General features: G+C 43.2%; 4 protein-coding genes and 1 pseudogene. All 5 read right to left on the bottom strand.

Annotation, left to right across the window (positions count from 1 at the left end; translation table 11 throughout):
- Positions 1-937: 937 nt before the first annotated feature.
- The gene (locus tag OKC24_RS18955) at positions 938-1,330 is read right to left on the bottom strand and encodes a hypothetical protein (RefSeq protein ID WP_265466213.1); all 393 of its coding nucleotides are present in this window, start codon (positions 1,328-1,330) and stop codon (positions 938-940) included.
- Positions 1,327-1,629 carry a carboxypeptidase regulatory-like domain-containing protein gene (locus OKC24_RS18950; protein ID WP_131275629.1) on the bottom strand — a complete coding sequence of 101 codons (303 nt, stop codon included), beginning with the start codon at positions 1,627-1,629 and terminating at the stop codon, positions 1,327-1,329. The genes OKC24_RS18955 and OKC24_RS18950 overlap by 4 nt, the downstream gene beginning before the upstream one ends.
- A complete protein-coding gene (locus OKC24_RS18945) occupies positions 1,626-2,843 on the bottom strand; it encodes a hypothetical protein (RefSeq protein ID WP_265466212.1) in 1,218 nt (405 codons plus the stop codon). Before OKC24_RS18945 ends, OKC24_RS18950 begins: the two co-directional genes overlap by 4 nt.
- Positions 2,844-2,896: 53 nt before the next feature.
- Complete coding sequence (locus OKC24_RS18940; RefSeq protein WP_265466211.1) at positions 2,897-4,513, bottom strand: hypothetical protein; 1,617 nt, start codon at positions 4,511-4,513, stop codon at positions 2,897-2,899.
- Between the two features lie 8 nt (positions 4,514-4,521).
- Positions 4,522-5,731: pseudogene (locus tag OKC24_RS18935) on the bottom strand (hypothetical protein); the annotation flags it as partial.

Here is a 5,731-nt window from a genome sequence, read left to right as displayed (position 1 = left end):
CCTTTATCCCACTCAAATGAAAATTGCTGTTCAAATACATGCGCCACTTCATGCGAATATGTGAATTGCTTGCGTTTGCGTACAAGTTCCACCCAGTCGAAGATACGATTAATATGCAACTTTTCAGCTTGTTCAAAGACTGAGGATTGGGTAACTCGAAGCCTTTTATTTTCATCCCAGTCAAGGCTTAACTGAGCGCTAAGCCCTGTTGCTTGCTCATGCGCAAATCGTACAGAAACAGACAATAAGTTTGCTTGATCGAACTTGATTGCAGGGCTTGTCGCAATCAATAAACCTGAGCCCAAAAAAAGAGCCTCATTTGAGACTCTTAAAGTTGATTTGGACCATGGTGTTTCAATATTTCCAAGTACAGCCACAGCTCTGGAGAAAGTGGACGTAAAACCACGTGACACACCGACGATATGATTGATATCAAACTCAGCATGGATTTCAGCAGTGCAGTCCAAACTTACGTCAGCATCAATTGTGAAAAACTCATTNAGCCACAGCTCTGGAGAAAGTGGACGTAAAACCACGTGACACACCGACGATATGATTGATATCAAACTCAGCATGGATTTCAGCAGTGCAGTCCAAACTTACGTCAGCATCAATTGTGAAAAACTCATTGATGCTATAAGTCAAAATATCTGACTCAATGCGAGTATCTATAGCAGCATCAATTTCAAAAGTGATGAGCTGTAAAATATCCGCTTCGATCAGAATAGAATTATCAACAACTGCGTCAACATCACAAACAGTCAGGCCAATGATCTGTAAGTCAGCCTGAATATCCGTCTGAACAATGACATCAATTTCAAAGAAGTTCTGACCTGTTTCACCAAAATTTAGCGTCGTTGAACCAGTAGCTATATCAGTGAAATTAAGGTTAACCAGGTGCGCATTTGGCGCTGAATAGTCGCCCATGATTCACCTCTTAAACTGGCGGTCTGAATTTAATGCTCCGCCCCATCAATGTACTGCCAATCACTAAACTTGGATTATTCATTGTGATATCTGTACCAACCGTCAAATCATAAACCGGTGTACCAGCTCCATTATAAAGGCGCGCCCATGTTGCTGTGCCTGCTTTAATGACTGTACCTGCCTCAGTTTGATGAAGTTCAACATAATCTGCTGTCACTTCTTTTAAGGCGGGATTAGGCAGCATCAATGTCACTAGCCGCGCAGCACTATCAGCTGTGACTGAAGTAGATGCAGGCTTCGCATCACCATAAAAGACCAAAGATGCGGGGCCACCTGTATTTAAAAAATTGGCCTGCGCTTGAATTGCAACAATACTCGCCTGCTTACTTGGAATTACACTCATTTCGCCACCACTTTGTCAGAGATTACCGCGTTGTATTGATTGCTTGGATCAAAAGCCACAACAAAACACTCAAGCCCGACTGCTATATTTCGGATTGCATATGTGCCGTCTGCTTTAGATTTGGTTTCCCAAAGCAACTGGCGAGTTGAGCGCTTAAATACACAAACAGGAACGATTGGATACGCAGCTCCGACTTTTTGAGTTTGACCTTTGATCTGACCGAAGCCTTGATCACTATTTGCAGCAGTGATTATTTTTTTAAATACCGCCCTTGATTTTAAGCGAAATATTTTAATCATTTAATGGCCTCAATTGGTGCGGTATACCACTGTGCATAAGTCAGATCACCAGCGCCCAACTGCGACACAAGACATATGCTAGCTAAATCAATATCCATTGTTTGATATGGCTGAGTCTTATATGTAATTGCCGGATAACCTGATGGCCCATACATAGTTTTATACAAGCCACCGGCTGCCGTTCCAACAAACTGCCCTGTTGCACAAAGAAATAAATTAATCGGATATGCTGTTGTTGTATTGAATTCATCAATTTCACTTGGAAGATATGAGGTTGGTGATGAGGGAGCTGAGCTATTCGATCCACTCAGGTTCTTTGTTGTGGTATTACGCTGTTCATATGGCGCGCAATAATATCTGCCTAGCAACATTCGTCCATACTCGTATTGTGCACCCTGCCCGTTTGATGATGGATTACCGTTTTCGGCACACAATATCAACGGATAATCTAATACCGCTGAAATGACCTTTACTGGCAAAATTGCATTAATAGACATATTGCCATTACCGTTACTCAGTGAACCCATAAGCACTAAGTGATAAATACTTCCAACAACCTTCATTGCCCCAAATTCATTAAAGCCTGTCACGTAATTTGCAGTGTTGTAACTGGTTGTATTCCACAACTGAAACTCCCAAGCCATTATGTTTGGCAAAGTAATTTCTTTGGTTTCTACAAATGAATTGGAATCAGTAATAAACCCTGTTGCTGCGTCATATGTCCGCCCAACACATGGCGCCACTCGATTGCGATATGCAGCATTATTTTGAAAACATAACCGGATATACATATCCGTATCATCAATATGCTTAAACTTATAAACATGAATATACGGTTGCTCAAAAACAAGCTCCCAGCCAAGTGAAGCTATTTTTGTAGTGAAAGCGCCAGCAATTGCAACTGGCGCATCATCAATGGTCAATGTGACTGTATTGGAGGCAACAGAATCAATCCAGAACTCACCGCCATTTATTCCCGCTAAAACACCGCTATCAATTTTCAAAACTCGGTCTGCAGCATATCCATGTGATACACCATAAGTCAGCGTAACTTGATTTCCAGCCACAGTAACACTGGCCACGGTTTGCGTGTTATAGCCAGTTGAAAGCATTTTTTTAAAACGGTCAGGGAAAAGAGATTTTGAGCCAGCGCAGAAATCCAATCCAGCATCAGAAAAATCAAACATTTTTGTTTGTGTTTGCTTCATCGCCATATTCTTTTACTCATAAAAAAGACCGCATTAGCGGCCTTATAGAAATTGAAGTTTTAAACAGCACGGTCAATGTCGCCGCGCAGCATAATTTGGAATTGATCACTAATCTGAGAGGGTTCAGACTGCATTACAGTGCGAATCACCCAGACTGGATAATTTGCCGCAATCGTATTGAAGCGCAAAACATTGCCAGATGCCCAACCTGTACCCCAGCCTTCTTTTTTAATTAAAAAGTATGGCGCATTGGTTGTAGGGTTAAATGGAAAAAAATCTGCGGAAATAGTGCCAGTTCCAATCTGACCTGTATATTCACCAATACAGCGGAAATTCGTTGCATCAGTGAAAACAATCGCCCAGCGCTCTTGTATCGCACCTTGATTTGTCACTTGCAGCGGATAAATCGAATCATTGTAATTCGCTGAAATAGGCGTGCCTGCAGCTTCATCCGCCCACAAACTATTCCACGTCTGCTGCACAAATTTTCGTGTATAGCGCGCCTGCATTTCATCAATAATAAGTGCCGAACCCACTACAGTGCTTTCTGCCTCATAATTGTGTGTAAGCGGCTTAGTAAATGTCAGCTGGCCATTGATTTGCACATCGCGAATAAGGCCCATATCTTGATAACGGTATTTGGATTTCAATGGTGCAACCAATGCATTCAGTGCAAAGTCACCATTCAATGTGAAGCGGCCGTAATCATAGTCCACGGTATACATATCAAATGGCACTTTGATTCCGCTGGCATCTTCCAGCTCACACCACGCAATGCGCTGATCTGGTAAATCATAAGTTTTACCAGGTACATGGTCAGGCAGTTCAAACGATTTGCTTGCGCTGACAATGCCTACACCGCCGACACGGAAAATAGGTACACGGCCATCTAAAGGCAAACGTGTGGCTGATAGGCCAATTACATCAGCATCAAGCGGAATGTAGGTATAAGCAATCGCGTTATAACGCACTGCAGATGCATCAATCCACACCGGCACATTAATATAAGTTTTGCCTGCATCATCATATTCGAGCAAAGCGTCATACCAATCATTGGCCTCAATCTCAGCGCGGTTCGCAGCAGTAATTTCAGTCTTGGCATAAAAATTAATGTTCACAAGGCCATTATCATAATTGATTGAGCCGTGCGCGCGATTGGTTTCTATTTTGCCGTATTCATCTGCAGTTAGTGTCAATTGACCATATTCAAGCGAAGTTGCAACCACAGTCAGCGACTGTACACGAATCGGAATAATTGGAGTTCGGAAACTGATGCGGTTCACGGGCGGCAGATCGGTTGTCGTCGTTAATGATTCGAGCTGAATAGTGTTGTCAGCGTTTGGCGTCCAGCTGTCAATTTTCACAATGCCCGTACCATATTGGATCAGGCCAGATTGTATTCCGCTGTTATTCGCGGGATTCACAGCACGATACAGTAAACCATTACGGTCTAAGAATGTATCGCTTCCTACTTTAAAGCGGGCTGAGCCAGTCAGGATCTGCTCATTAAATCCTGAGGATAAATCGAGTTCCAGCTTGTCAGCGGTGAAAGTTGCGGTACTTGAATTCAGCCCAGATGTATCACGGTATTTGACAGAAATTTCTGTAGCATTAAACGCCTTGAGAAGTACACTTGACTCTTCAATTTTTGAAGTTTGCGGTGAATAAAAAGACATGAAATCTCCTAAGCGGAACCGTAAACGGTCATCGGTGTGAACGTCTGCTTAAATTCTTTATAAATTGATGCAGGTGTAATCTCTACACTGCCGGTTGAGTAGTTGATAGTGCCCTGCACTTCACCTGCCGAGTTGACCAAATTTCCTGAGATTGCATTCAGAGGAATGTCCGTCAGTGTTAGATTGCGTGTTATGGTTCCAGTGCTATCTGTCAAAGGAATACTGAGTTCAATACTGCTCGGCTGAATTGCAGATCCTGTACCAATAGTGAATAAGAGTTTTTGGTTTGAGTCTGGCGTAATATCAGATTTTTTTTGCTCTAAGCTTGTGCCGAAATTATAAGTCACGTTGAACAAAGTAGACTTCTGCGGCAGCTTATTGGGAATCAGCTTGCCCTTTCCGGTCGCATAATTGATTGATCCTGCAGCATCTCCTGTGAACTTGCCCTGTGCATTGCTGACTGCAGTTTTCTCCACACCTTCCAGCAGCCACTTTACCGTCACACCCGTAGCAACACCTTCAGATAATTGGAAATCAAAACAGGCCTTTTCCACACTCAAATTAGAGCGCACAAAAGTCACAATTGGCGTTCCCCAAAGCAGCAGAATTGAGGAATTCACATCCGGCAATGCGCCTGCCGTCAGTGTCCAAGAACCAGTTTCATAATTGATGCGGCCTGAGCCAAATGAAGAGCTTGTACCTTTTAACTGGCCCGATCCATCATCTTTCAACTCATAGAACTTGCCTTGAGCCATATATGAAATGGATAAAGAACCAGGTGCAGGAATGGGTACCAGCACCCCTGTCCAGTTTGTACTTTGGCTGTTCTGAGTTACAGGGATTGCTGTGCTTTGGTAATACTGATTAGGTGAAGCTGCAGGTGTGAAAGTGATATTCAGCGTCGTGCTGCCTGAGCCCGCTGAGTCAGTCCATTGAATCAACCCGCGCTGATAGTCAATTGTGCCGACCTGTGTGCCTAAAGTATTTTTAAGCAGTCCGCCTTGGTCCGAAATGGATTGTCCAAATAGTGTGAATGACACACTTGAAGGCATTACACTTAAGCCAATGTATAGATTCTGACTTGTGCCTACAGTTACTGCAAAATTTGCATTAATGGTTCCATCATTACCCGGCACCAAGACCACACTCTCACCCGCCGCATTCACATCAACAATCTGTGATTCAGTCTGAGCAGAGGGAATCAGCTGTGCATAGATA

This window comes from Acinetobacter entericus (assembly GCF_026168575.1).
Lineage (GTDB): Bacteria > Pseudomonadota > Gammaproteobacteria > Pseudomonadales > Moraxellaceae > Acinetobacter > Acinetobacter bouvetii.
Note: the sequence above shows the minus strand (reverse complement) of the source record. Positions and strands in the feature narration are given on the sequence as shown.

Coding starts and splice junctions, on each gene's coding strand:
- OKC24_RS18945 (WP_265466212.1), bottom strand. CDS start 2,843: ATGGCGATGAAGCAAACACAAACAAAAATGTTTGATTTTTCTGATGCT.
- OKC24_RS18955 (WP_265466213.1), bottom strand. CDS start 1,330: ATGAGTGTAATTCCAAGTAAGCAGGCGAGTATTGTTGCAATTCAAGCG.
- OKC24_RS18950 (WP_131275629.1), bottom strand. CDS start 1,629: ATGATTAAAATATTTCGCTTAAAATCAAGGGCGGTATTTAAAAAAATA.
- OKC24_RS18940 (WP_265466211.1), bottom strand. CDS start 4,513: ATGTCTTTTTATTCACCGCAAACTTCAAAAATTGAAGAGTCAAGTGTA.